The sequence below is a fragment of the Streptomyces sp. NPDC087787 genome (assembly GCF_044743035.1).
Classification (GTDB): Bacteria; Actinomycetota; Actinomycetes; order Streptomycetales; family Streptomycetaceae; genus Streptomyces.
Window position 1 is genome coordinate 158697 of sequence record NZ_JBIUVQ010000007.1, and the last position, 22396, is coordinate 181092.

General features: G+C 72.3%; 32 protein-coding genes and 1 pseudogene. 6 read left to right on the forward strand and 27 right to left on the reverse strand.

Annotation, left to right across the window (positions count from 1 at the left end; genetic code table 11):
* Positions 1–96: 96 nt before the first annotated feature.
* The 25 genes from ACIOWN_RS13725 to ACIOWN_RS13845 all read right to left on the reverse strand — a co-directional run bounded on the left by ACIOWN_RS13725 (position 97) and on the right by ACIOWN_RS13845 (position 11878).
* Positions 97–471 (reverse strand): hypothetical protein, encoded by a 375-nt coding sequence (locus ACIOWN_RS13725; protein ID WP_401459847.1) that lies wholly within the window; start codon positions 469–471, stop codon positions 97–99.
* A gap of 161 nt (positions 472–632) precedes the next feature.
* Positions 633–848, reverse strand: a complete 216-nt coding sequence (locus ACIOWN_RS13730; protein ID WP_391455493.1) for a hypothetical protein — start codon at positions 846–848, stop codon at positions 633–635.
* A 28-nt stretch (positions 849–876) separates the two neighbouring features.
* Positions 877–1608 carry a hypothetical protein gene (locus ACIOWN_RS13735; protein WP_401846583.1) on the reverse strand — a complete coding sequence of 244 codons (732 nt, stop codon included), beginning with the start codon at positions 1606–1608 and terminating at the stop codon, positions 877–879.
* A complete protein-coding gene (locus ACIOWN_RS13740; RefSeq protein ID WP_401846581.1) occupies positions 1605–2111 on the reverse strand; it encodes a hypothetical protein in 507 nt (168 codons plus the stop codon). The genes ACIOWN_RS13735 and ACIOWN_RS13740 overlap by 4 nt, the downstream gene beginning before the upstream one ends.
* 137 nt (positions 2112–2248) lie before the next feature.
* The gene (locus ACIOWN_RS13745) at positions 2249–2425 is read right to left on the reverse strand and encodes a hypothetical protein (RefSeq protein WP_401846578.1); all 177 of its coding nucleotides are present in this window, start codon (positions 2423–2425) and stop codon (positions 2249–2251) included.
* Positions 2422–2742: a hypothetical protein gene (locus ACIOWN_RS13750; RefSeq protein WP_401846575.1), complete on the reverse strand. Its 321-nt coding sequence runs from the start codon at positions 2740–2742 to the stop codon at positions 2422–2424. The genes ACIOWN_RS13745 and ACIOWN_RS13750 overlap by 4 nt, the downstream gene beginning before the upstream one ends.
* Before the next feature lie 70 nt (positions 2743–2812).
* A complete protein-coding gene (locus ACIOWN_RS13755; protein ID WP_401846572.1) occupies positions 2813–3043 on the reverse strand; it encodes a hypothetical protein in 231 nt (76 codons plus the stop codon).
* Positions 3040–3171 carry a hypothetical protein gene (locus ACIOWN_RS13760; RefSeq protein ID WP_401846569.1) on the reverse strand — a complete coding sequence of 44 codons (132 nt, stop codon included), beginning with the start codon at positions 3169–3171 and terminating at the stop codon, positions 3040–3042. Before ACIOWN_RS13760 ends, ACIOWN_RS13755 begins: the two co-directional genes overlap by 4 nt.
* The gene (locus ACIOWN_RS13765; RefSeq protein WP_401846567.1) at positions 3164–3520 is read right to left on the reverse strand and encodes a hypothetical protein; all 357 of its coding nucleotides are present in this window, start codon (positions 3518–3520) and stop codon (positions 3164–3166) included. Before ACIOWN_RS13765 ends, ACIOWN_RS13760 begins: the two co-directional genes overlap by 8 nt.
* Entirely contained in the window at positions 3517–4140 is a 624-nt protein-coding gene (locus ACIOWN_RS13770; protein WP_401846564.1) for a hypothetical protein, read from the reverse strand. Before ACIOWN_RS13770 ends, ACIOWN_RS13765 begins: the two co-directional genes overlap by 4 nt.
* Positions 4137–4448, reverse strand: a complete 312-nt coding sequence (locus tag ACIOWN_RS13775) for a hypothetical protein (protein WP_401846561.1) — start codon at positions 4446–4448, stop codon at positions 4137–4139. The genes ACIOWN_RS13770 and ACIOWN_RS13775 overlap by 4 nt, the downstream gene beginning before the upstream one ends.
* Before the next feature lie 1093 nt (positions 4449–5541).
* Positions 5542–5793: a hypothetical protein gene (locus ACIOWN_RS13780; protein WP_401982291.1), complete on the reverse strand. Its 252-nt coding sequence runs from the start codon at positions 5791–5793 to the stop codon at positions 5542–5544.
* The gene (locus ACIOWN_RS13785) at positions 5790–6230 is read right to left on the reverse strand and encodes a hypothetical protein (RefSeq protein ID WP_401846556.1); all 441 of its coding nucleotides are present in this window, start codon (positions 6228–6230) and stop codon (positions 5790–5792) included. Before ACIOWN_RS13785 ends, ACIOWN_RS13780 begins: the two co-directional genes overlap by 4 nt.
* 67 nt (positions 6231–6297) lie before the next feature.
* On the reverse strand, positions 6298–6513 hold the full coding sequence (locus tag ACIOWN_RS13790; protein ID WP_401846553.1) for a hypothetical protein: 216 nt from the start codon (positions 6511–6513) through the stop codon (positions 6298–6300).
* Positions 6514–6520: 7 nt separating this feature from the next.
* Positions 6521–6664 carry a hypothetical protein gene (locus tag ACIOWN_RS13795; RefSeq protein WP_401846550.1) on the reverse strand — a complete coding sequence of 48 codons (144 nt, stop codon included), beginning with the start codon at positions 6662–6664 and terminating at the stop codon, positions 6521–6523.
* A gap of 74 nt (positions 6665–6738) precedes the next feature.
* Positions 6739–7314: a hypothetical protein gene (locus ACIOWN_RS13800; RefSeq protein WP_401846547.1), complete on the reverse strand. Its 576-nt coding sequence runs from the start codon at positions 7312–7314 to the stop codon at positions 6739–6741.
* Entirely contained in the window at positions 7311–8069 is a 759-nt protein-coding gene (locus ACIOWN_RS13805; protein WP_391455517.1) for a hypothetical protein, read from the reverse strand. Before ACIOWN_RS13805 ends, ACIOWN_RS13800 begins: the two co-directional genes overlap by 4 nt.
* Positions 8070–8141: 72 nt before the next feature.
* Positions 8142–8357: a hypothetical protein gene (locus ACIOWN_RS13810; protein WP_391455519.1), complete on the reverse strand. Its 216-nt coding sequence runs from the start codon at positions 8355–8357 to the stop codon at positions 8142–8144.
* Complete coding sequence (locus tag ACIOWN_RS13815; protein WP_401846543.1) at positions 8357–8590, reverse strand: hypothetical protein; 234 nt, start codon at positions 8588–8590, stop codon at positions 8357–8359. The genes ACIOWN_RS13810 and ACIOWN_RS13815 overlap by 1 nt, the downstream gene beginning before the upstream one ends.
* Positions 8587–9108, reverse strand: coding sequence for a hypothetical protein (locus ACIOWN_RS13820; protein WP_401846540.1), 522 nt, complete (start codon positions 9106–9108; stop codon positions 8587–8589). The genes ACIOWN_RS13815 and ACIOWN_RS13820 overlap by 4 nt, the downstream gene beginning before the upstream one ends.
* Positions 9105–9437 carry a hypothetical protein gene (locus ACIOWN_RS13825; RefSeq protein WP_401846537.1) on the reverse strand — a complete coding sequence of 111 codons (333 nt, stop codon included), beginning with the start codon at positions 9435–9437 and terminating at the stop codon, positions 9105–9107. The genes ACIOWN_RS13820 and ACIOWN_RS13825 overlap by 4 nt, the downstream gene beginning before the upstream one ends.
* On the reverse strand, positions 9434–10054 hold the full coding sequence (locus tag ACIOWN_RS13830; protein WP_401846534.1) for a hypothetical protein: 621 nt from the start codon (positions 10052–10054) through the stop codon (positions 9434–9436). The genes ACIOWN_RS13825 and ACIOWN_RS13830 overlap by 4 nt, the downstream gene beginning before the upstream one ends.
* On the reverse strand, positions 10051–11292 hold the full coding sequence (locus ACIOWN_RS13835) for a hypothetical protein (protein ID WP_401846532.1): 1242 nt from the start codon (positions 11290–11292) through the stop codon (positions 10051–10053). Before ACIOWN_RS13835 ends, ACIOWN_RS13830 begins: the two co-directional genes overlap by 4 nt.
* A gap of 83 nt (positions 11293–11375) precedes the next feature.
* Positions 11376–11540: a hypothetical protein gene (locus tag ACIOWN_RS13840; protein WP_401846529.1), complete on the reverse strand. Its 165-nt coding sequence runs from the start codon at positions 11538–11540 to the stop codon at positions 11376–11378.
* On the reverse strand, positions 11537–11878 hold the full coding sequence (locus ACIOWN_RS13845) for a multiprotein-bridging factor 1 family protein (protein ID WP_401982293.1): 342 nt from the start codon (positions 11876–11878) through the stop codon (positions 11537–11539). Before ACIOWN_RS13845 ends, ACIOWN_RS13840 begins: the two co-directional genes overlap by 4 nt.
* Before the next feature lie 50 nt (positions 11879–11928).
* Between ACIOWN_RS13845 and ACIOWN_RS13850 the strand changes: the two genes are divergently transcribed.
* Positions 11929–12423, forward strand: coding sequence for a helix-turn-helix domain-containing protein (locus ACIOWN_RS13850; protein ID WP_401846526.1), 495 nt, complete (start codon positions 11929–11931; stop codon positions 12421–12423).
* Positions 12424–13546: 1123 nt separating this feature from the next.
* Here ACIOWN_RS13850 and ACIOWN_RS13855 read toward each other — a convergent pair.
* The gene (locus ACIOWN_RS13855) at positions 13547–15052 is read right to left on the reverse strand and encodes a recombinase family protein (RefSeq protein ID WP_401846523.1); all 1506 of its coding nucleotides are present in this window, start codon (positions 15050–15052) and stop codon (positions 13547–13549) included.
* A 45-nt stretch (positions 15053–15097) separates the two neighbouring features.
* On the opposite strand from ACIOWN_RS13855, the pseudogene ACIOWN_RS13860 reads away from it, so the two are divergent.
* The 3 genes and pseudogenes from ACIOWN_RS13860 to ACIOWN_RS13870 form a co-directional block, all read left to right on the forward strand.
* Positions 15098–16042, forward strand: a pseudogene (locus ACIOWN_RS13860) (Rv2578c family radical SAM protein); the annotation flags it as partial.
* Between the two features lie 134 nt (positions 16043–16176).
* A complete protein-coding gene (locus ACIOWN_RS13865; RefSeq protein WP_362353598.1) occupies positions 16177–17787 on the forward strand; it encodes an alpha/beta hydrolase in 1611 nt (536 codons plus the stop codon).
* A gap of 101 nt (positions 17788–17888) precedes the next feature.
* Complete coding sequence (locus ACIOWN_RS13870; protein ID WP_362353596.1) at positions 17889–18287, forward strand: RidA family protein; 399 nt, start codon at positions 17889–17891, stop codon at positions 18285–18287.
* Positions 18288–18356: 69 nt separating this feature from the next.
* Here ACIOWN_RS13870 and ACIOWN_RS13875 read toward each other — a convergent pair whose 3' ends face one another.
* Entirely contained in the window at positions 18357–18932 is a 576-nt protein-coding gene (locus ACIOWN_RS13875) for an adenylosuccinate lyase (RefSeq protein WP_401982295.1), read from the reverse strand.
* A 399-nt stretch (positions 18933–19331) separates the two neighbouring features.
* Here ACIOWN_RS13875 and ACIOWN_RS13880 point away from each other — a divergent pair, with 399 nt between their 5' ends.
* Both ACIOWN_RS13880 and ACIOWN_RS13885 read left to right on the forward strand, forming a co-directional pair.
* A complete protein-coding gene (locus tag ACIOWN_RS13880; protein WP_401982296.1) occupies positions 19332–21137 on the forward strand; it encodes a 3-hydroxyacyl-CoA dehydrogenase family protein in 1806 nt (601 codons plus the stop codon).
* Between the two features lie 136 nt (positions 21138–21273).
* Entirely contained in the window at positions 21274–22092 is an 819-nt protein-coding gene (locus tag ACIOWN_RS13885) for a TetR family transcriptional regulator (RefSeq protein WP_326804876.1), read from the forward strand.
* Positions 22093–22396 lie beyond the last annotated feature (304 nt).

A 22396-nucleotide genomic window follows, 5' to 3' on the forward strand; every position in this document is an offset into this window, starting at 1 on the left:
GACGGCGCTTGCGCCGCTGGCTTCGGCCAGGCCCTTGCCGGTCTTTGCGTTTTCAGTGGGGCCGCCCCCCGGCCGGGTGCCGGGGGGCGGGGTGGATCAGTCGAGCGAGTTGATCGTCAGCCAGAGCGCCAGGTTCTTGAGCGAGTCCTCGGCGTGAACGAGGTTGGCTCCGCTTCCCTCCGCTCGGGTCACCGTGAACCTCATCGCACACAGTGCGTAGAGGTCGATCGCGGCGAGGAGGTGGACGCAGCCGCTGAACAGCTGCGCTTCCTGGGCCTCACCCATCGGCTGCTCCTTGCCGAGTTCGGCCGCCCGCTGGATTGCGGGGATCGCGGCGTCGGCGGCGATGTACTGGTCGGCCGGGAGGCCGATCGGCACGGGGAGCAGCGCACAGACCTCGACGAGGAGGCTGTAGACCAGGGAGATCCCGTGGGCCAGGCCCTCCATGATCTCGTCTTCACGGTCAGCCATGTGACTGTCCTTCCACTGTTGAGTTGAGATGGATCGGAGGGTCGGGGTTCGCGGCCCCTCACCTCTTGGTTAGTAGCTTACAACGCCCCTTAGTGTTTTGCAACACCCCTGGGTCAGAGAAAGGTCCCGGGGCCTGCGCCAGCCCCGGGACCTGGGGATCTCTAGGCGCGGCGCCAGCCGGACAGGCGGTCATCGGCGCCGGCCTCGGCGGTCAGACGCAGGCCTGCCAGCTCGCGCACCGGCACGCCGGCGGCCTCGGCGATCTCGGCGGCCGGGTAGCGGACGGGCTCGCCCCGCTCGGCGGGCGGGACGTCGGCGACGATCTCGGCCTGGTCACCGATCAGCAGCAGGACTCGGACGGTTACTCGGGTGCTCATGGGGCTGATCCTCTCGTGTGGGCGGGCGTTATGCGGCGGGGGTCTGGTCAGGGGCGGGGCCCTGGAGGGCCTCCAGGAACCGGGCGGCGTGCTCGTCGTACGCGTCCGGCTCGAGGTAGTGGCCGCAGGCCTCGCAGGTGATGCCCCACTTCCCGTCGGTGCGGACGAGGGCGAAGGCCTCGCAGTCGGGGCAGGGCGCGGCCTGGGGGTGGCGGTGCGGCACGGCGTGGGTGAGGTCGCGGACGCGGTGGACGACGGCGTCGAGCTGCCGGTGGAACTGGGCGACCGTGACCGGGGGCAGGGTGAGCGTGAACGGGAGGTACGCGGTCAGCCAGGCGCACCAGCCGGGGATCGTCTCGTAGTGGCGCGGCCAGGCCTCCTCGCAGGGCTGGGTGCGGGCGGTGCCGTACGCGTCGCGACCGGCGGCCGGGTAGTGGTAGGCGATGTGGCCGGCCCAGGCGCCGAGGAACGCGAGGATCGGCACGGTCTCGTCGTCGTCCTCGTCGCGGTCCGCGGGCGGCTCGGCGTGGCCGGGGGCGAGGAGGGTCAGGACGCGCATGTCGACCGGGACGGGGGCGTCCGCGCGGCCGGTACCGCCCATGCGTCCCTGCGCGGGGCTCGCCGACGGGGCCACGAACTGCTCCAGCCACCGGACCTGGTGCGGGAGTTCGGCGAGCCAGCCGCGCAGATCGTCGGCGTGCGCGTGGCAGGCGTGCTGCCCGTCGGGCGCGTCGCGGGGGCAGAGGGCGCAGGCGCTCACCGGTGGAGCTCCTGCATCTTCTGGAACAGGTCGTCGATCTGGGCGGGGGTGAGGTGGTCCCACTCGCCGAGGGCGTACCGGAGGCGGACGTCGGTGGTGGCGGCGAGGGCGGCCTGCGTCCAGAGCACTGCCATCTCCCGGGCCTCGTCCGGTGTGAGCTGAGCTTTCATGGAGCCGCGGGCGACGTGGACGTACGGCATGCCGGTCTTCATCCCGGCGACGGCTTCGATTCGCAGGGCGGAGGGCGTGGGCGGCATGGCGCGGCGGGCGCGGACGTCGAGGAGCAGGTGGCCGGCCGTCTGGACGTCGAGGCCGAGCGTGTTGCGGAGGACGGAGAGGAGTGCGACGTCGTGCGCGGCGGCCGCCGCCAGGTCCCGGGCGGTGTCCGTCACCACCTGCGGCGTCAGCAGCGCCTCCAGGCGGCCCCACGTCAAGTGGCAGGCGGCCTTGCCCTCGCGGTCGACGGCGGAGCCGATCCAGATGGTGTGGTCGTCAGTGGTCATGATCGTTCTTCCTGGCCGGTGAACTCCGGCCACTCGTACTCGCCAGTAAGGGAAGGCCCTCGCTCGGGCGCGCCTGCGTTCCACGCGCGCAATCGCAGGCGCGCCCGCGTGCGAGGCCGGTCTGGTCGCCGCAGCGCTCACCGCGTCCCGTTGATGGCCCGGGCCGTAGCGAGGGCCTCCTCGCGGAACGGTGCGCCTTCGTCGTGCACGCTCGTCGCCAGGGCCTCGAGCAGGCGGGCGATCGGCTCGGCCGCCGGGCCGGGGAGCACGCGCATCGTCGCGGCGGCGGTGAGGAGTTCCTCGGCGGGGTTCACCGCTCACCGCCCGTCGTGGTCGGCCAGTCGGCGGGCGGCGGGAGCCTCAGCAGCGCCGTGCGCTCCTCCACGGCAGCGCCTCGGTCCGGGTTGTCCGGGTCCACGTACCGGCAGCCGTCGGCGTTCAGCAAGTGCGCCGTGTAGCGGATGACCACGCCGAACGCGCTGTCGGTGATGACCATCTCCGAGTGGACCGGGACGTCCATTGGGTCGATGCCGTTAGCCCGGAGCCACGTCTGCACAGCGTGCATGCCGTCCGCCGTGCCGTAAAGGCGCTCGTAGAGCTGGTGGCAGTCGATGACGAGTCGCTCGCTCACGGCAGGGTCACCTCCAGGCGACGGCGGCCGCCGCGCTTCTGCTGAGTGGCGGGGACGCGGATCGGAATGGTCACTGCTGCTCCTCGGTCGGGTGGTGGGTGGTGGGCAAGGCGTGGATGGCCTGGCAGGTGGCGAGGTCCTCGCGTGCGGCCCGGCGGCGGGCCTTGCGGCCTTCGAGGGCCTCGTGGAAGCGGGTGACGGCGGCGTATACGGCGAGGGCGAGGCCGACGAACGCGGCCAGGCCGACGGTGCCGGCGATGCCGCCGATGGCTGCGACGAGGAAGACCTGCTCGGGGCTCACGTGCTGTTCCTGCGGCGGAGGCGGCGGAGGGTGTGGACGAGGTAGGTGATGACGGCGGCCAGCCCGCACAGGCAGCCGACGAGCCCGCAGGCGAGACCGGCGATGACGAGGGTTCCGGGTTCAGGCATTGGTCGGCCTCCGTCGCCTGGGCTGCTGCATGTTCGGGGAGCTGGTCCTGATGCCGGGGGTAATGCGGTAGCCGGCGTTGGTCAGGAGGCGGTCGACGTGTTCGGCGACCTGGTCGTGGTCGAAGGGCAGGGCAGGGTCGGTGGTGAGCCACCAGTCCTCGAGGGCGTCGGCGATAGTGCGGCGGTGGTCCGCGGCATACCGGGTACCGGCCGGCTCGGGGCGGCGGTCGTCGTCCGGCAGGTCGCCGGCGTGCCTGCGCGCGACCAGCCGCTCGGCGGCGCAGCCGAGGCGGATGCCGAGGACGGTCGCCGCGGCGGTGACGACGAGGATGAGTAGGGGGCTGATCACGCGGTGTCTCCGAAGATGTCCTGGTAGAGGGCGTCGAGGTGGGCCTCGTCGCGGATGGTCTGGTCGGTGAGGTGGGCGCCGGCGATGCAGCCGGCTTCCTCGCAGGACGCCGACGCCCGGACGGTGCCGACGGGCGGGCGGCCGTGGTGGGCGCGGAAGGCCTCGCGCCGGGCGCTGTAGCGGCGGCCGCCCGCCGCCAGATGCGGCTTGCAGCCGGCGTACGGGCCGGTCCAGCGGGCGTGGCCGTCGCCGTACGGCTCGGTGTACAGAGCGAGGCCTTCGGCGATCGTCCGGGTGCTGCGCATGTTGCGGGGCGGCACGGGGACGCCGAGGATCCGGCGGACCCGCACGAGCGTCGGGGCGCTCGCGCCGGTCGCCGCGGTGATCTGCCGGTGCGTGGCTCCGGCCCGGAGCATCTCCGCCACCTTCGGGTAGCGGCGCTCGGTGGCGGCGCGGAGCTCGGCGCCCTGCGGGCTGCTGCGGCGCGGCGTGGGGATCTCGTACACGATGCGGGTCTTCCTGATCACTCCGTGGGACACCCCGAGCTGCTCCCTGATGGCCCGGTAGGTGGCGCCGGCGCGGAGCATCGCGGCGACGTCCTCGCGCGGCTGGGCGGTCACCGCTGCCGCCTGGTGGGACGGACGCCGCGGCGCTGGGGGCGGGAGCGGGGGGCGGTGCAGGTGGCGGCGTGGGCCTTGTACAGGACCTCGGCGTGCTCGGGGATGGGGCGGTCGTTGGACAGCTGGCGGGAGCGGTAGCGGCCGGTGACGTCGGCGTACACGGCGACGCGGCCGTCGGGGTCGGGGCTGGGGTTGACCGGCTGGCGGTTGCCGGCGGCGGTGATGGTCCACAGCACGCTCTGCCAGCACTTGGGGCACTGGCCGGGGCCGCTGGCGGCGGCGGGCGGGCGCGGGGCGGGGTACGGCATCGCAGGTCGAAGTCCTTTCGGGGCAGGTGTCGGTGGAGATCAGGTGCCGGTGGGGTCGGACAGCAGGTCGGCGTGCGGGCCGGTCCAGCGGTCGCGGAAGGTGCGGGCCGCCGCCTCGGGACGCTCGCGAGCCACAGCGGCCCTCCAGCCCTCCGGAGGGGCGCCGATGGAGCGATCACCCGACGGGGCGTGCGCGGGGCGCTCAAAGGGGCGCGCAGGGCCCGGGACGGGCATCAGTAGCGGCGACTGTCCCTCGGGCATCCGGGGCGTGCGCCCTCCGGACCGGGTGCCGGGCCGAGGCGCAGGCACGACGCGGAGCGGCAACTGCCCGACCGGTGACGGAGAGTCATCGACTCGCTCGTGGGCTTCATGCCCCCGCGCATCCCGCACTTGAGGTCCTACAGCAACCATCTCGTGGGGGTGTTCGTGGGAACCCCTGGTTGTATTGGGGGAGGCGTCCCCCGTTCTCAACGGGGAGGCGTCCCCCGAACTGCAATGGGGAGACGTCCCCCGAACTTGACCGGCGGTAACAGCAGCCGAGTTCGGGGAGGCGTCCCCCGAACTCCGGTAGCGGGCGGGTGAGTCGAGAACGGGGGACGCTCCCCCGAACTCGGTCCGGCCGGCGGCCGCGTGCGGGTCGGTCTCAGTGACGGCGGCACAGCCGGCGGTGAGCACAGCGTGCGCGGCCGCCCACCGCGGCGTCGTCGGCGGGACCAGGAGGACATACACGGTGGTGCGTCCACGCCGCGGGGCCTGCTCAGTGGTCAGGACTCCCGCCGCGATGGCGGCCGCCAGGTAGCGACGGGCGTCCTTCTCGTCCGACCCCATCGCCGAGGCGAGCTCCTTCATCCGCAGCGCCCGCCCGAACTCGCCGTCCTTGCTGTGCCAGCGCGTACGGCCGGCCGCGTCCGCCATGGCCGCAACGGTCGCCAGGGCGTACAGGAAGGCCTTCTGGCGGCGCAGCTCGGGAGGCATCTGCGGAACCCACTGCCGGGCCATGCGCAGGCGGAAGGTGTGCGGGACGCTGCCGCTCGCTCGGTCCGGAGGGTTGTCGTGCACGGCGTGCTCCAAGGTCGGGCGGGTGAGGAAACGTTCAGCCGTCAGCGGGGCCGTCCCCGCCACCGTGGTCGGGGGCGGGGACGGTGTAGGTGGCGCCGCACGGGGCGGTGCGGACGCCGGGGCTGATGTGGCGGTGGACCATGCCGCAGCCGTCATCGCCGTCGCAGCGGACGGCGAACTCGACGCGGCCCTGGGTGCGGATCGGCTCGGCCGGGGCGGCGGAAGGACCGCCCCAGCGCGGCGGGTCCGGGGGCAGGAGCTCTAACTGCTCCGGGCTGTCGCTCATAGGCGGCCGTCACCGGGCGGTCGGTGGGCGGCGGCCGCGGGCGGCATCGTGAGAGTGATCGGCCGGACCACGTCGGTAGCGGTCCAGTCGGCGATGTCCGGGCGGTAGATGAGCTTGGTGGCCTGCAGGTAGTGCAGCGAGATGCGGGTCTGCCGGGCGGTCATACGGGCGGTCGCGGCGAGCCGTCCGGCGTGCTGCATACCGCCCGCCGGCATGTACCCGCCCGGGCCCGCGAGGTGGGCCAGGACCAGGCCGAGCAGTCGCGCGTTGCTGTGCGGGAGGTCGGCGGCGAGGAGGGCCTGCTCCCACCGGTGCCGGTCGTAGACGCCGGCGTCAGCGGGCCGGGTGGACGAGGTGGGTGCGGCCGGGGGCCGGGGGCGCGCGCTGGCGAGGTCGCCGGGCGTCGGGGCGGTTCTCGTGGGCGGGGTGTGGGTCATGGAGGTACCTCGCTGTGGGGATAGGGGCCGGGCCCCGGTGCTGGGGCCCGGCCCGGGGTGGGGAGGGTCAATGGAGTTGGGGTGGGCCCGGGCAGGCGTGGTCGGTGGTGATGCGGGCGGTGAGATCGGCGACGTCCTCGGGGCCGGTGACCTCCTCGATGCAGCCGTGGCGGCAGGTGAACCGGGCGGCCGGCTGCCTCAGCCACACCCGCCGGTGGGAGTGGTAGTGGCCGAGGTCGACGTGCAGGCCATACAGGCCAGTTGGGGCCCACCAGCCAGCCACGGCGCCGCTACCGGGGGCCGGCGGCCGGGGTGGCCGGAGCCGGGTTCGGCCACGGCCGGGGAGCGGCCGCCGATGACGGGCCGTGGCAGGCAGCCACCGCCAGGACCGTGGCCGCGGCGGCCGCCATGAGGGCAGCCAGGGCTCGGATCATCACGGCCTCCTCGGCCACGTCTCGGGTGGGCCGCCCGCCCCGGGTGCGGAGGGGTGGGGCGGACGGCCCGGTCATCAGGTGTTCCGGGGCGCCGGCATCGGCAGGGGGCGGAGCGTCATGTCCATCGCGATGAACGGCTGGCCGGGGGCGAGTTCGCCCCTGGCCAGGGCCTGCCGGTAGCTGTGCGCGAGGGTGACGACCGCCTGGTGCACCAGCGCCTCGGGGGACCGGCCACACTGCGCGAGGATGGCCAGGTCTCGGCGTAGTGCCGGCCACTGGCTGACGTCGATCCCAGCCAGCGGCCCAGCCGCCCGGCGCGGCAGTGCAGGCGGCGCGGCCGGGGGCTGGTCGGTCGCCTCCGTCTGGTCTGCCACCGCCGGGCGCTGGATCCGGTCGACGTCGTCGAGCGGCTGCGTCTGCGGGCGGTGGCCGACGATCACGGCCAGGTGGCCAGCCACCCGCTCAGCCACCGGCACGGCCGGCTGCCGCGTCACCTCAGCCACTTCAGCCACCGGCTGAGGGAGCGGCCGGTCGAGTAGCTGGGTGGCCGCGTGGCGGGTGATCCCGAGCTCCGTACCGATCCGGCGCGCGCCGTAGCCGAGCTCGTTCTTCAGCCGGTGCGCCTCGGCGTGCTGGTCGACGACACTCACTGCGCCTCGCTCTCGGTGGTCGCCTGCTGCTGGGCGGCCCGCTGCTCGGCGAGCTGCTTGCGGTGGGCGTCCTTCGGGCCGAGGAGGACGAACTGCAGGGCGCGCTCGGCGAGCAGGCCGTAGGAATAGGAGGCGTCCGCCAGGCCCTCGGAGATGACCCAGAGCTCATGCATCTCGGAGGCTTCGTGGTCCGCGATGTAGTCCTGGCCGTCGATGCCCTCGGCGTCGAAACGGGCGTGGAAGCAGTCCATGGCTCGGTCGTACGCGGCGCGTAGCTTCGCCGCTTCGCTGTAGCGGGCTTCCTTGAAGGCGTCCGCTTCGGCGTCCAAGCTGCCAGCGACCAGGTTGCGCTGGTCGGTCCTGTCCATGGCGAACACCACGCGTCCGGGCTGCTCGCCGGCGCGTACCTGGCGGATGGCCCAAACCGCACCGGAGGCGAAGAGCAGGGCCGCGTCCTCGTACCCGTTGGCGGTGGCGTGCTTGGCGTTGAGGTAGTGGCGCTGCAGGGCGAACACGGCGTTCATGTGCGGGCTGCGGGTGGCGGCGAGTTCGGCGGCCCAGCCGCCTTCTTCGGGGATGGTCTGTCCGGTGACCTTGCCCGCGTGCCAGGGGTGGCGATCTATGTCGGCGTGGGCGTAGGCGAGGGAGGCCGCCGTGGAGGCGAGCTTCCATTCGCGGGCGGCTTCGCCGAGAGCGCGGACACTGTCGGTCAGGTGTTCGAACCACGGCGCGGTCTTGGGCGCGAGGTTGTACATGCGGGGTGCTCCAGAGCTGCTTAGTGCCGGGCGAGCGGGACAGAGCGGGTCGATGTCCCGCCCGCCCGGGGTTCAGGTGGTGGTGCGGGTGGCCTTGAGGCGACGGCGCGTGGTCGCGATGGCCGCGGCCGGGGCGGTGATGCGGAAGCCATCGCGGGTGAGGACCGCGGCCTGGGCGCGGGCGATACGGCGGATCTCGTCCTGCTCGAGCCCGGGGATCTCGTACGAGAGGCGGGCGGCGAGGACGTCGATCGCGGCCTCGGCCACGAGCCCGGGACGGGTGCTCATCAGGACGGCTCCTCGGGGTGGCGATGACGGCCGTGTGCACGGTCGGCGCGCGCGATGCGGGCGTGCGGCAGGTCGGCGTTGAGCGGGGCGGGCGCCGGCGGCGGGGTCTGGACGTGCGGCCTGATCCGCTTCGGCGGCGCGGCGGAGGCCCGCTCGTCGACGATGGCCTGGACCAGCCAGGCCGCGAGGGCCGCGATGCACAGGGCGGCGAGGATCATCTCGGCGTGGATCACAGCAGTCCCTCCCTTTCGTCGAACCGTGTGAGGGCGATGTCGAGGTAGACCGCCTCGGACCAGCGCGCCTCGAAGGGGTGCACCCACTGCTTGGTCAGGCCGTGCCGGGCGTAGTGCCGGGCGGCGTCCACGATCAGCGCCGGGTCGGCGAGCGCGTCGACGGGCAGCAGGCGGACGTCGGCGTGGTTGTGGGCGGACCAGCCGGTCACGCCCGACCAGCGCAGGGTCAGCCCGCCCTCCTCGGCGGCCGCCGAGGCCAGGGCCGCGTGGTCCGGGAGCCAGACCAGCCGCAGGAACAGCTCAGGCCTGCTGCGCGGGTTACGCGGCTGGTCGTTGCGCAGGCCCGCCTCGACCACGTCCGGCGCGATCCGCGCCTCGGCAAGGGCGGCGTGCACGGCGTCGGCGTACGGGAGCTGCGGCAGGGGCAGGGTCCGGGTGGCCTCGCCCGCGGACAGCCGGCGGCTGTCCCGGGTGCTCTTCCCGGCCGTCTGCGCGCCGCTGGTCTGAAGGGTGGTCACGACTCGTCACCACCGTCGAGGTGCTCCAGGCCGTCGAAGTCGACCCGCACGCCGGCGTGCTTGCCGCGCACCTGGTACGACCGGTACGGGCGCCCGTCGCGGAACCGCAGGGGGCCGCTGACCTCCAGCGCCGCGCCGCGCATCGCCTTGGCGAGCTCGCTCGCGATCGCCGGGACGCACGACGTCGGCGCGCAGATGGCCAGGTCCACGTAGATGGAGCCGTTGGTCTTGAGCGTCCAGTCGATCGGGAGGGTGGCGAGCTGGGGCCGCTTGGCCAGCAGCATGGTGACGACAGCCGCCTGCAACGCGATGGTGTTGTCCGTGCTCACTGCCCGTCACCGCCCGTCTGGGTGTCAGCGGTCTGGGCGGCGATCCACTTGGCGGCCGCGGCGACGGAGCGCAGCGTGTCCTCGTTCGTGCGGCCCCAGTTGAAGCGGCCGTACTGTCCCGGGGTGGGCAGGGCGCCGGCCGACCAGGTGACCGCGCCGCGCTTGCCACGGGACTGGGTGATCACGCCCACGACGTCGGCCTCCGCGACGCGCTTCACGCCCAGCGCGGTGACGACGAAGTCGTACGGGTCGGCGTTCCGGTAGCTGCCGAGGTTCAGCCAGGGCTCGCCGGGCCACAGCAGCAGCCCGGCCAGGCGGCGCGGGGGCAGCCCGTACCCGTAGGTGGTGTTCGCCGTCATGCCCCGGCTGATGCCGTCCGCCTCGCCGCGGATGACGAACGCGGCCTGGCAGGACGTGCACACGATGCGCACGGTGGTGCGCTGGTAGCGGTCGCCGTGGTCGCAGGCCTCGTTCGGGCAGGCGTGCTTGTCGCTGCCGTGGCGGTCACGGAACTCGTTGTCGTCCGTGCGGAAGTCGACCGACCAGTCAGGCTTGCGGCAGGCCGCGAGGTGCTGCGGCTCCTCCCAGCCCAGGTAGGTCTCGATCACGCTGGTCACAGGGCGCCCCCGGACACAGCGAGTTCGGCGGGGGTGGCGCAGGCCGAGCACAGGGGGACGTCGCGACGGTTGGCGACCCAGTGGCAGCCGCCCAGGCACGCCTGGTTGTCGGTGCAGCCGCAGCGCACGCAACGCGGCTCGCTCGCGTCGACGGCGGTGGCGGACGGCTCGGGGGCCTCCTCGGCGGCGGGCGTGGCGGGGGCCGGCGCCTGCTCGTCGGGGTCGGCGGCCGCGGCCTGGTCGTCGGCGGCGAGCTCGGCGCCCGCCGCGGTGATCGCACCGGACGCGCACCAGGGGTTGCAGTACCAGCGAGCCGGGGTGTCGGTGCCGGCGACCTGGACGAGGACCCAGCCCCACATCGTGGGATCGGCCTCGTCGACGGTGACGGCGTCGATGCCGCAGCCGGGCGTCGGGCAGCCGGTGTGCGCGTGGGTGAGCAGCAGGCCACCAAGGGCGAGGCGCTGCTCGGTGTCCAGGACGAGCGCGGCCGCGCCTCCGTGGGAGGTGGTCATCGGGACGAGCGTGTTCTCGCCCTCGGTGTCACCGCTCGGGCCCCACACGATGCCGTCCCAGGTGACCGGGAGCGGCGCGCCGAACGGAGCCTGCGGGTCGGCGGCTGCGAGGACCTCCCGGACGAACACGAGGTCGTTGTCGGGGCGCCCGGACAGCGCTCGGCGGATGCCGTCGAGTTGCTGCTTGAAGTACGAGAGCGTGGCGACGGTCTCCTGCATGCGGCCGAGGTCGACAGCGAACTCCAAGTGGGCCTGAATGCGGGCGTTGTCGGCGATGTCCTGGGCGCGCTGCGGGTCGAAGAGGAGGCCGGCGTCCTCCTCGGCCTGGGCGAGCTCGCGCGGCGTGGCCGAGCCGTTCTCCATGGCCGCGTTCATGACCTTGGCGGCGGCCCGGACAGGGCTGCCGTCGGACACGTGAGGACCGCAGTACAGGACTGGGGCGCCGGACTCGTAGCAGCGGCCGCCGGGGTCCGGGTACAGGAGACTCTGGTCGGTGCCGCAGGTGAAGCACTCGGGGCCGTCCGGCTCCGGTGCCCGGGCCCGCAGGCGGTGCGGCACGTCCGCCGACACCGGCGCCACGACCTCGGCGGTCGGGGCGGGGGCGACGGGGGGCAGCGGCGGCGTGGCGGTCGCGGCGCGGAAGGCCTCCGGCAGCGGCACGGGCACGGGCCGGTCCGCGGGTTCCCAGGGCGGCGCCCCGGGCGAGGTCTGGGAAGATGCGTTCAATGCGATCCACTCCTCAGTAGGTGCGGGTGTGGGTTGCTCAGGGGTCGTGCACGGGTGGAGCCGGGCACGGCCCCGTACTTGTGTCAGGCGGCCTTGCGCTCCGCCTGCCGCGGAAGGACAGCCGGCGGCCTCGTGGCGCGTGCTCCGACGGGGAGCAGAGCGCGCATCCGGTCGGCGTCCTCCGGGCTCAGCGCCGGTGCGGCGTCGACCAGTTCACGGATCAGCCGCCGCCGCTCCTCGCGCGTCACGCCACGTTCCTGGTCTCGGCGTCCGGCTGCGGCCGCCGCTCGAAGTCGTCGATGTCGAGGTCAAGGAGCTCGGCGAGGAGGGCCCGCAGTCTCGGGCGTGGCGTGAAGATGCCGCGCTCGATTCGGCTGATGTGCGACTCGTCCACGGGGACCCCCGCGTTAGCGCACTTTTCGGCCAGATCTTGCTGAGTCAGACCGCGTCGGAGCCGCTCCCGCTTCACTGAACTTGTTGCTGCGGTTGGCATGCGCCACAAGCTAACGCAGGACCACACAGGTAGCAAGCCCAGAAAACACAAGTGGACGCAAGTAGGTGTGCCCGGGAGGTGCACCAGCCGCATGCTGCGGTAGGTTGCGTTAACCTGTGTTTTGCTGGTCAGGAAGGGTGCTGATGCCAGAACCGCACGAGCGGCTCAACGAGGCGATGAATCAGCGTCGCCTCGCGCTACGGATGAACTGGCGAGAGCTGGCACAGGCCGCCGGCATCTCGTACGAGGCACTGCGCGCCATTCGTCGCGGCGACTACCGGCCGACCGAACTGACCTCGCGCGGCCTTGATGAAGCCCTTCGGTGGGAGCACGGCTCCGTCTTCAGTGTGCTCAACGGCGGCACCCCCACCCTCGCCGGAGCGACGGCGACCTCCGAGGGCGGGCCCTTCGCGGCACGAGATCTCGGGTCCGCACCCGAGCAGCAGCCGACGCTGTCCTCCCGAGAGCTGGACATCCTGCAGGACCTCATCGAGATGACGGCAGCCCGGCTGAACCTGTCGCCCGAAGAGGCAGACGAGGCGTACCGGCGCGCCCGCCTGAAGATCGAGGAGCAGCGGGCAGCCGAAGGGCGGAACGACCCGCCGACGGCCCCCCGAAGCAGCCGCTCCGCTTCGTAACGTTCCAGTCACGATCGACTGAATAGCGCCTGACGGTGACGTAATCGCGACTGATCGCGTGCATCACACTCCGTATATGTCACGTACACGTTCACGGATAGGTGCCTGGAGTGATCAACGTCGCTCAGGTGGTCGCGGCCGTCGCAGCAGGATGTCTGCTCACGGTCGCGACCACTCTTGTTTTCAGGGTGTACGGCCGTCCCCGACCCGCTCAACCCACCCACGACATACGCCCCCGAGCCGACGACCACGACGACCGAGAGTGGCGGATCGAGGCCGCCGCGCAGATCGCCGCCGAAGGCTTCGACCTCCTCGCCAGACAGTCAGCTGGGAGCGGCTCGCGAGAGTCCGCCACCGACGAGCAGCTCCGCACGGCCGCAGAAACGTTCCCCCTCGGTGCAGAACTGGAGACCCGATGCCGAACAGCAGCCGCCACCAGGGCGCGCCACGGAGCCGTAGCGGTGCGCGGCAAGCGGCACCTGACCATGCTCACCTTCGTGAGCGTCGGGCTCCTGGCGTCGGCCGGCGCAGTGCTGCGCGAGGCCTGGCACACGTCCCGCAACCAGGTCGTCGTCACTCTGGTCGGCGCCACCGCCGCAAGCACGGCCACGCTGATGCCGTACCTGATCGACGGCGCGCCCCCGATCCCCATACCTGCCGCATCGTCACCGTGGCGTGTGCCGCCGCAGGCTGACCGGGAAGCACCAGAGCCTGAGCCTGCCAGCGTGCCCGAGCCCCTCTCGCCCACGCTGCCCGAGGCCTCGGCCGCGGACACGCCTACGCCCAGGCCCAGCGAGTCACCCAGCCCCAGCAGCCTGCCGCATCAGGCCGACCCCTCCCCGGCACCGGCTCCCACCGACGATGAGCCACCTGCAGACGAGCGCACGCCGACGCCCACGGCTCGGCCCGCCGACGCCGGCCCTGAGCACGGCCGGGCCACGCCGAGCCCTTCGGCCGAGGACAATGAGCCGTCCCACTCCCCATCTGGGCCGCCCGGCTTGCCCGCGGACAGGCCCACGGGCAGGCCCACCGGCAGGCCGACGGACAGGCCGACGGACAGGCCCGCCGAGGAGCCTGCGGGCGCCGAGCGCGCCGCTGCTTCCTGCCTACCGTGTGGCTGACGTCAGGCCCTCATGAGACGGAGGGGGCCTGACTCCTTGCGCCACTCGAGGCGTTCGATCACATCCTGATTGGGTCCCGTCCTCGGCGAGGGATGGACGATGACCTTGCCGAGGTACCGGGGCGCGAGGACGATCCCCGCGACCTCCCGGCGGGCACCGATGGGCGCCTGCTGCCACGACGTCCAGACGTCCGCGCCGGGCTCGATGAGGGACAGGACCGACGGGGGCAGCGTCAGCTCACGCTCCTTTTCCTCCAGCGCTGAGATGTCCGCCTGCTTGGCGTCGATGGACTTGGCGAACGTCCGCGCTTCGGTGAGGTTGTTGGGGGTGGCCTCGTTCAGCTCGTCGAGCTCGGCGCGCAGTTGAGCCAGCTCGGCGCGCACCTTGGCGACGGCCGCCTCATCCACGCCGGGCCCCGCAAGCAGTTGGTGAATGTCCGGGCGGGACAGGTACTGCAGCAGGACGCCGGGCTCCTCCTGGGTGCCGATGATGAAGGCGTCGACGGGGCCTTTCTGGATCGTGACGCATTCCTGGCGGCAGGCGTAGACGGGGACACCGGACTTGTTCTTGGTGACGCGGTGGATGTCGCCGCACCTGCCGCACCACAGCGCATTGGTCAGCTCGTGCTTGGCGCGGCCGTCGCGGGACGTGCGGCGCCGTGGGGAGTTGAGCAGGCGGTAGACCTTCCAGAACCGTTCGCGCGGCACGATGCCGTCCCAGGTGCCTTCGTAGACCTTGCCGTGATGGATGCGCAGGCCCGCGTATGCGTGCTTCACCGCCATGTTGCGCAGGTGGCTACGGCTGTACGGCGTGCCCGACTGGTTGAGGTAGCCCTTCTCGATGAACAGCTGCTCGATGCTGGTGAGACTCGTGCCGCCTTCGAGCAGGCGGAACAGCTCCGTGATCATTCCGGAGCGCTCGGTGTCCTCGACCCAGGTGATCAGGTCGCCGGTCTTCTCGTCGTAGACGGCGCGCAGACCGATCGGGGCACGGCCGCTCGGCCGGCCGCGGCGGGCCTCGAACTCCGCAGTTCCCGTGACGCGCTTGTGGGTCTTGTACGACTCGTACTCCGAGTCGACGGCGTCCTCGAGCAGGCTCTTGCGGTCGCGGCCGTTGCGCGGGTCGTACAGCCGCTCGTGGGTCGTGACCCAGATCAGGACGCCCTTGTCCTCCAGCAGCTCGATGAACGACACCCACTCGCCCACCTTGCGTGAGCCTCGGGAGGACTCCCACAGCATGAGGACGTCGGCGCCGAATCGGGACTCCCGTCCGGTCGGGCCACTTTCGAGGTCGGCGACCAGGCGGTCGAAGTCGTCGCGGCGCTTTCGCGCGTAGCGGCTGGCGCTGAGGCCGTCGTCGGAGTAGGGCTCGCCGAGCTGCCAGCCGTTCTCGATCGCCGCCGTGGAGTTCCCGGCCCCTTGCCGGTCGATGCTCGTGCCGCCCTTGGCGTCGGACAGGCGTCTGTAATCGCGCGCGACGACGTCGCGCCCCGCAAGCTGCAATGACATGCCTTCAGTTCATCCAATAAAGAACCCCCTTAGCAAGCTCTCGCCACTCCCGAGTTCCGCGGGATCACCTTCCACGAGATCCGGGCCCGTTCGATCATCAACCGGGTGCCGGGCGCTTCGCGCATGCCCTTCGAGTGGACGGTCAACCCGTACCGCGGCTGCACGCACGCGTGCGTGTACTGCTTCGCGCGCAAGACGCACAGCTATCTGGACCTCGACACGGGCATCGGCTTCGACACCCAGATCGTGGTCAAGGTGAACGCGCCGGAGCTGCTGCGCCGCCAGCTCGCCTCGCGCCGCTGGCACGGCGAGCACATCGCCATGGGCACGAACGTGGACTGCTACCAGCGGGCCGAGGGCCGCTACCGGCTGATGCCGGGCATCCTGAGCGCGCTGCGCGACCACGCGAACCCGTTCTCGATCCTGACCAAGGGCACGCTGATCCTGCGCGACCTCGACCTGCTCACCCAGGCCGCCGAGGTCACCGACGTGGGCGTCTGCGTCTCGGTGGGCTTCACCGACACGGAGCTGTGGCGCACCGTCGAGCCGGGCACCCCCGCGCCCGAGCGGCGCCTGGACGTCGTACGGACCCTCGGGGAGCACGGCATCGGCTGCGGGGTGCTGATGGCGCCGGTGATCCCGTTCCTGAGCGACCGGCCGGCCCAACTGCGCGACACCGTACGGGCGATAGCGGCGGCCGGGGCCACCTCCGTCACCCCGCTGGTACTGCATCTGCGGCCCGGCGCCCGCGAGTGGTTCATGGCCTGGCTCGAACAGCACCACCCGCGTCTGGTGCGCGACTACGAGCGGCTGTACGCCGAGGGCGCCTACGCCCCCAAGTGGTACCAGCGCCGGATCACCCGTCAGGTGCACGAACTGGCAAGGGAGTACGGGATCGGACCCGCACGCGCGGGAGCGGCCCGCCGCATCCAGCCGGCCGAGCCGAAACAGTCCACGATGCCCGAACCGACGCAACTCACGCTCATTTGAGATCGTTCGAGCGCATCACTCGGCCCAATTGGGTCAAGAATTGTCAGAACGCGTTCTTCCGCTAGGTCTTTCCGGGACGATGCGGCGAGGATCGCGAGACCGCGGTCCGCAGCCTCTCCGTCCTCGGAGGACCTATGAGAAAAAGCGCTGCCGCACTGTGCGGTGCCGCCGTCGTCATGGCCGGATCCCTCACGGCCGTCCCCGCCGACGCGAGCACGCCGCACTCCGCAGCCGCCGTGTCCGCCGCCAAGGTCACCTGGAAGAAGTGCGGCACCGCCAGTCATCCCACCCTGCAGTGCGGGTCCGTGAAGGTACCGCTCGACTACCGGCATCCTTCCGGCAAGACGATCACGCTGGCGCTGTCCCGCGTCCCGCACACCGCCAAGACCTACCAGGGCCCCCTGCTGGTCAACCCCGGCGGTCCCGGCGGCAGCGGTCTCTCGCTCGCCGGTTTCGTCGCCTCGTCCCTGCCCAAGAAGGTCGCGGCCCAGTACGACGTCATCGGCTTCGACCCGCGCGGGGTGGGCAAGAGCTCCCCGGCGCTCGACTGCAAGCCCGGCTCCTTCAAGCCGGTGCGCCCCGATTCGGTGCCGAGCACGACCGCGATCGAGAACGCCAACCTCGCGCGCGCGAAGTCCTTCGCCGCCGCCTGCGGCAAGAAGTACGCGAACGTGCTGCCGCACATCAACACGGTCAACGCGGCGACCGACTTGGACTCCATCCGCAAGGCCCTCGGCGCCAAGAAGATCAATTACTTCGGTTACTCCTACGGCACCTACCTCGGCGCGGTGTACGCCAAGCTCTTCCCCGAGCGCGTACGCCGGCTGGTCCTCGACTCGATCGTGGACCCGACGGGCGTCTGGTACCACAACAACATCCAGCAGGACTACGCCTTCGAGGGCCGTCAGCAGGCCTTCCTGGCATGGATCGCGAAGAACGACTCGACCTACGGGCTGGGCAAGGACCCGGCGCGGATCGAGGCCAAGTGGTACGCGATGCGGGCGGCGCTCGCCAAGAAGCCCGCCGGCGGGAAGGTCGGCGCCTCCGAACTGGAGGACATCTTCGTCCCGGGCGGCTACTACAACGGCTACTGGCCCTACCTCGCCCAGGCGTTCGCGGCGTACGCGAACGACAAGGAGACCGGACCGCTGGTCGAGGCGTACGGGAACTTCGGCGCCGTGGACGCCTCCGGCGACAACGGCTACAGCGTCTACACCTCCGTGCAGTGCAGTGACAGCTCGTGGCCGCGCGACTGGCGGCAGTGGCGCAAGGACAACTGGGCCGCGCACGCCAAGGCACCGTTCCTGACCTGGAACAACGCCTGGTACAACGCGCCCTGCGCCTTCTGGCCGGTCCCCGCCAAACGCCCGGTGAACGTCGCCAACAGCAAGCTGCCACCGGTGCTGCTGTTCCAGGCGACCGACGACGCGGCCACCCCGTACCACGGCGGTGTCACGGTGCACCGGCTGCTGCGGAACTCCAGCCTGGTCGTCGAGCAGGGCGGCGGCAACCACGGCATCACGCTGAGCGGGAACGCCTGCCTGGACAAGCACCTGGCGACGTATCTGACCAACGGCAAGGTGCCGCGCGGAAAGGGCGTCGCGGACGCGGTGTGCAAGCGGCTGCCCGACCCGAAGCCGGCGAGCGCGGCACCGTCCGCCGCGGCCACCTCCCCGTCGGCCACCTCCCCGGCAGGCGCCGCACGCGGGACGGCGCTGCACGCCCTCGTCGGCTTCCGCGGCTGAGCGGCCCAGCCGTCTCGACCGGGGCGCGGCAAGCGGCCTGACGGCCCGTCGGGGGCGATGACCTGCTCGTGGATGTCCCACCCGTGGTCCACCCTGGACACATGAGTGAGCCCACCAGGATCCCCGCCCCCGACGGGGTCGCCCCCGCCGCGCACTGCTCCCATGTCGTCATGGGCACCGGCCGTTTCGTCGCGGTCTCCGGGCAGGTCGCCCTGGACGAGAACGGCGAACTCGTCGGCGAGGGCGACCCGTACGCGCAGGCCCGGCAGGTCTTCGAGAACCTCCGCCGCTGCCTGGCCGCCGCCGGCACGACCTTCGACCACGTCGTGAAGCTCACCTGCTTCGTCACGGACACGGCCCACCTCCCGGCGCTCCGCGCCGCCCGCGCCCCCCACATGCCCGAGGACCGCCTGCCCGCCTCCTCGGCCGTCCAGGTCGCTGGCCTGGTCCGCCCGGAGTTCCTGATGGAGGTCGAGGCGTTCGCCGTACTGCCCGAATGAGGCGTATCGCCAAGAGAGCCGTTCCCCGTCGCGGCGCCCGAGTGCCGGGTTCCCGCGGGTCCCGGTCGCTCACCCGGATTCCGGTACGCGGGCCAGGGCCGCCACCGCCGCCTGCGCCAGCGCCGGATGGGCGAGGGCCTCGGTGAGGACGGGGCGGGCCCGGACGTCGCCGAGCGCACCCAGGCCCTCGACGCAGGCGAGGGCCACGCGGCGGTAGGGGTCGTGCGGGCGGAGCCGGCGCTCCAGGGTGGTGATCAGGGCGGGGGCGGACTCGGGGGCGCGCAGTTCCACCAGCAGGCGCACCGGATGCAGGGCGTAGGCGACGCGGAGTTCGTTGGTGGCGAGGGCCGCCGCCGCGCGGGCGGTTCGGGGGTCGCCGAGGCGGGCCAGGGCGTACGCGGCGCCGACGCAGCGCTGCGGGTCGCGGTGGTTCAGCAGCAGGACCAGCGACTCGAACGCCCGCCGGTCCCCCGCGAGCCCGAGGCGGAACGCGGCCAACTCCCGGGCCCACAGCGGCTGCCCGGGCGCCGTGAGCACCTCGGCCAGCTCGTCCGTGTCCAAGGTGGCGACCAGGTGCTCGTACGCCACCGACCCGCCCGACTCCTGCCGTAAGCGCTCCGTGAGCGATCGCAACTCTTCGTCCACGACGGCCACCCTAGTCGCTGAGCCAAGTCGCTCTCCCTGGTGCGCGGCCACCCGCGCGGGACCACATCACAGACCCAAAGGGGTGGCGCGCTCGTTACCCACCGGTTAAGCTCAGACGAGCGAGGCACCCTCTCGCGATCCTCTCGCAGTGGCCTGGTGACGCAGCCACGACGAGTGTTGTCGGTTCGGTACCCCGAGTACCGCAGTACGACCCGGCTTCGGGACAGAGCCGGTCGGCCTTCACCGGCTGCCGGGCGCACAGGCGCCCGCGGCGACCGGCGCCGGGCCTGTGCTCCCGGCCCGGCAACACCCACAGATTCCTTCCTTCCGCACCCGGTACGCCCCTGGGCGTCCCCGGGACGCGTTCCCAGTCGTCACTCTCATTCCTGGAGTCCCGCGATGGCCGCTCCCCTCTCCGACACCTCCCTGTCCCCGCTGAAGACGATCGCCGTCGTCGGCCTCGGCACCATGGGCACCGGCATCACCGAGGTCCTGGCCCGCGCGGGCCGCGAGGTCGTCGGCATCGACATCAGCGAGGCGGCGGCCGCCCAGTGCGTCGCCGCCCTGGAGCACTCCACCGCCCGCGCCGTGGAACGCGGGCGCCTGACCGAGCGGGAGCGCACGGACGCGCTCGCCCGCGTGCGCACGTGCACCGACCTGACCGCGGCGGCCGGCGCCGACCTGGTCATCGAGGTGGCGCCGGAGTCGTACGAGACCAAGCAGCAGATCTTCCGTGAGCTGGACGGCATCGTGCGGCCGGGGGCGATCCTGGCCACCGGCACCAACGCCCTGTCCGTGACCCGCCTGGCCGCCGACTCCGCCCACCCGGAGCGGGTGCTGGGAGTGCACTTCTTCAACCCCGCGCAGGCCATGCGGCTGGTCGAGATCGTCTCCTCGGTGCTGACCGCCCCGCAGGCCGTCCAGGCGGTCACCGACCTCGCCCTGGAACTCGGCAAGGAGCCCGTCGCGGTCGGCGACCGGCCCGGATTCGTCGCCGACGGGCTGCTGTTCGGCTACCTCAACCAGGCCGCCGCGATGTACGAGGGCAGGTACGCCTCCCGCGAGGACATCGACGCCGCGATGCGGCTCGGCTGCGGACTGCCGATGGGCCCGCTGGCACTGCTCGACCTGATCGGCGTCGACACCGCGCGCACGGTCCTGGAGGCCATGTACACCGAGTCCCGCGACCGGCTGCACGCCCCCGCGCCGATCCTGAAGCAGCTCAGCGAGGCCGGCCTCACGGGCCGCAAGGCGGGCCGCGGCTTCTACACCTACGAGGCCCCGGGCAGCGGCGCCGTCGTGCGGGACGCGCTGACCCCGCCGTCCGGCGACGTCCTCGGCCCCGGCCGCCCGGTGCGCTCCGTCGGCGTCGCCGGCTCAGGCACCATGGCCTCCGGGATCGCGGAGGTGTTCGCGAAGGCCGGGTACGAGGTCGTGCTGGCCGCCCGCAGCACGGAGAAGGCGCAGACCGCCAAGGCGCGTATCGGCAAGTCCCTTTCCCGCTCCGTCGACAAGGGGCGGCTGACCGCCGAGGCCGCCGCGCGGACCCTGGACCTGATCACGGCGACCGGCAGCCTCGACGACTTCGCCGACGTGGATCTCGCGGTCGAGGCCGTCGCCGAGGACCTGGCGGTCAAGCAGCAGCTGTTCGCGGCGCTGGACAAGGTGTGCAAGCCGGGCGCGATCCTGGCCACCACCACCTCCTCGCTCCCCGTGGTCGCCTGCGCCCGTGCCACCTCGCGCCCGCACGAGGTGATCGGCATGCACTTCTTCAACCCGGCGCCCGCGATGAAGCTCGTCGAGGTCGTCCGCACGGTGCTGACGGCGGACGACGTCCACGCGACGGTCCGCGAGGTGTGCGCCAGGATCAGGAAGCACGCCGTCGACTGCGGGGACCGCGCGGGCTTCATCGTCAACGCCCTGCTGTTCCCGTACCTCAACAACGCCGTCAAGATGGTGCAGGAGCACTACGCGTCCCTGGACGACATCGACGCGGCGATGAAGCTCGGCGGCGGCTATCCCATGGGCCCGTTCGAACTGCTCGACGTCGTCGGCCTGGACGTCTCGCTGGCCATCGAGAGGGTCCTGCACCGCGAGTTCCGCGATCCGGGTCTGGCCCCCGCCCCGCTCCTGGAGCATCTGGTGGCCGCGGGCTGCCTCGGCCGCAAGACGGGCCGCGGCTTCCGCGAATATGCCCGGCGCTGACCGCTCCGGCGACCGGTCCGCGGACGGACGGGAGTGGGGCGGCCTGCTGGAACCGGCGGCCGCTCCCCCGTCCACCGGGGACGGAGGACGGCGGGGACGTGCGCACCAGGCCGCGCACATGCAGTACGTTCGGGTCATGCCCCAGCCCGCCAGGTCCACACGTACACCCGCCACGCCCGACGCGCCGGAGAGCGCCGCGGGCTCCCGCGCGGCCGCCCAACGGCTCAAGATGCGCCGGGAGCTGGCGGCCGCCGCGATGGAGCTGTTCGCGACCAAGGGGTACGAGGCGACCACGGTCGACGAGATCGCCGCGGCGGCCGGGGTCGCCCGGCGCACCTTCTTCCGCCACTTCCGTTCCAAGGAAGAGGCCATCTTCCCGGACCACGACGACACCCTGATCCGCGCCGAGGCGGTCCTGAACGCGGCCCCCGCGCACGAGCACCCGCTCGACACGGTGTGCCGAGGCATCAAGGAAGTCATGAAGATGTACGCGGCTCAGCCGGAGATCTCGGTCGCCCGCTACCGGCTGACCCGCGAGGTGCCCACGCTGCGCGAGGCGGAGATCGCCTCCGTGGCCCGCTACGAGCGCCTGTTCACGCGTTATCTGCTGGGTCACTTCGACGAGCGGGTGCACGCCGACGACGCCAACGACGACCCGCTGCTCGCGGAGGTCGCCGCCTCTGCCGTGGTCACCGCGCACAACCACGTGCTGCGGCGCTGGCTGCGGGCCGAGGGCCGGGGAGACGTCGAGGCACAGCTCGACCACGCCTTCGCGATCGTGCGCAAGACGTTCGGCACCGGTATCGGGGCCGGCCGCGCGGCGGCGCCCGGGTCCGGTCCCGGGCCCTCGGCGGCGGTGTCCCAGCAGGGCGAGGTGCTGGTGGCGGTCGCCCGCACCGACGCCCCGCTGGAAGAGGTCATGCGCACCATCGAGGAGGCGCTGAAAGAGCGCTGAGAAGCCTCGCGACAGCGAGGACCGTGGACGCGCACCTACTCACGGCCACCCCACGGGGTGGCCGTTTTGGCATGTCGGAGCCCTTTTTCCGCCGGCTCGGCGCCCCCGTTCGATCGATCATCGCTCATCTGTTGCGTAAAGTTTTCGTCTGAGCGAGGATTCTGGCACTGAGTGCCTTGCCGTATGACACGCGGTGTCATACGTTGAAGGAGTCCGGGCGGCCGGCGGGCGGCAGAACCGCACGCACGCCGGCTGTCCCAGCAAGCCAATGACGGCTCGCACGCCCGGACGCCTGCGTCACAGG